Source organism: Parapedobacter flavus (assembly GCF_035818675.1).
Classification (GTDB): Bacteria; Bacteroidota; Bacteroidia; order Sphingobacteriales; family Sphingobacteriaceae; genus Parapedobacter; species Parapedobacter flavus.
Window position 1 is genome coordinate 1 of record NZ_JAYKZZ010000014.1, and the last position, 2267, is coordinate 2267.

At 36.5% G+C, this 2267-nt stretch carries 1 protein-coding gene; it reads right to left on the reverse strand.

Annotated elements, in window-relative coordinates; genetic code table 11:
* Nucleotides 1-460: 460 nt before the first annotated feature.
* Complete coding sequence (locus U9S71_RS12330; RefSeq protein ID WP_326327811.1) at nt 461-2209, reverse strand: hypothetical protein; 1749 nt, start codon at nt 2207-2209, stop codon at nt 461-463.
* Nucleotides 2210-2267 lie beyond the last annotated feature (58 nt).

Sequence of the window (2267 nt, forward strand, 5' to 3'; positions counted from 1 at the left end):
TTTTTCGATTCTCTTAGTTATTCCTCAGGCCAGTGCCCGGCGATGCCCGGAATTAAAAAGTATCGCTGTAGGGATAGCGTTAACGGTTGCCATAATCCTTCGAATTAGCACGTAAAAATTTCCCGTAACGTATTTGCAACACTTTTACGTGAAGTTCAACAAAAAACGATGTAAATCACACCGTATCGGGGTATCCGATCCAGCGTAGGGCACATGCTCCTAAAGTGCCCTAATAAACGAAAAAAGCCATTTTTCGTAAAGAAAAATGGCTTTTTATGAAAGTGCGCCCACCTGGGCTCGAACCAGGGACCAAAAGATTATGAGACTTTCGGTCTGTACCTTTTTACACGGTGCAAAATCGTCGTTTCCGACTTGCAAGAGCAATATATGAAGATTTTTTGAAACCACGAAATTTTACGCCGTAACACATTTGTAACGTTTTTTTGTCATTTTAACCCATCTAGCTTCCCAATGCGATCATTGACTGATAACCATTATTGGTTATGTAATCGTCAGCCGCAGCCAAAATGTAACTTAGCTTTGGAGAAAAGTCAGCTTGCGATATTCCCGGTTGGACTATTGTAAAAAAGAATTCTATTCGTTTACCCGAATCCATCACGGTTTTAAAAAGGTTTGAATCTCCAATTAGAAATTTCTCATCATGATTGCAAACTCGATCTAAAATTTTGCGACGAAATGTTTGTTTATTACAAGTCCATGCCTGTGATTTCACCGCTTGCATACATACTTCGTACACGTCATTTACTCTATCTCCCGGGGCGACACCACCAGAGCCTTTCACATGATATAGATTTATTTCAACTCGATCATCGTATTCATGAAATGCAATAAAATCCGCTACTTCTCCTGTACCATGATCGTAAATCAAAATAGAATGTCCATTCTGCATCAATCTCTCATTCAAAGTTTCATGGATCGAATTTTTATTAGCGTTATCTACTTTGTCTTGTTGGTTTTTATAAAACTCCTTTTTTATATCCGTATTAGAGGTTACCCAATCTATTTGAACGATTCTGCTGCTATCAAATTGAAAATCCTTTTCATCTGGAGGAGCAAAATATTCATGATTGCTCACCGTTGCAAAATTGTCTAAATAAAATTGAAAAGGATTGTCATTAAAATAGTCAATAAGTGGTATTTGATTTCCGTTAACTTCTATAAACAGATCGCATTCCAACGGTTCAATTAATTTAAAATGATCGGTGAAGTTATAGCTAAGCTTATATGACAAATCCTCATGAACCAAAACTATACACAATTCATCTAAACTGCTATTTTCATTATCTATGATGATTTCGAAATCAAGCAATTGATTAGTTTGTACAATCTCATCCTCATTTACTTCGTTGATTAAAGGAAATTCATTAAAAGTCATCCCATTCCACGTGGCGCCATGGACTTGCAATGGAAACTGATCTACTACCACGCCTATAGGTAAGTCGTCAAATGCAGTGTTTGTTTTTACGACCTTGTCGCTAACGATTTTCTTTGCCAACGATTGGCACCACTTTATATAGTCCGGGATTCTTTGGTACGCATTACTCCAAACCTTAGAACCACTACTGTATCCAACTGTCACATTATCTCCATCAGACAATCCTTTCATGAAAACGTGACCATTTGCATAATTTTTGCCGTGGCTCTTTCTTATTGATGTTTCGGCATTTGGTCCTGCAACTATCCTATAAGATTCCCCGCTGTTAGCGGAACGATTTTGCATTCCAATATTAAAAAATTCGGGATTTTTTATGTCCGCTAACACTTTATTAAGTTGATATTTAGAAATGCGTCCATATTTCCCGATAGCAAAGCGTTCAATTAGCGAGTCATAGAATTGAGGAGTTTTAATTGAAGAATGAATAAACAGCAACTGGCTGTCTTCATCAAAATAAATCAAGAAAAAATAGTGTTTAACATTTATCAAATCATCTGATATAATCCATTTAGGTTTTTCTATCTCTTTCGTAATATATATAGCCGTATTCATCTCTTCGCTGATGGCATGATGGATTGTCTGATGACCTGAAATATCTAAAGTAGAATTAAGCAATACCCCTTCTGCTTTGTAGACCTTAACGTGACAATAAGGATTAAGATTATAAAATGAAATCTGTTTTCCCTGATCCACCTCCTTTTTACGATGAAATGTATCGAGTGTGCGTTTTATTTCGTCTTCCGCATCAACCACTTCTTGACTTAAATTTTCTGATTATCCGTTTATGCACCTGTTATATTCGCAATTACTA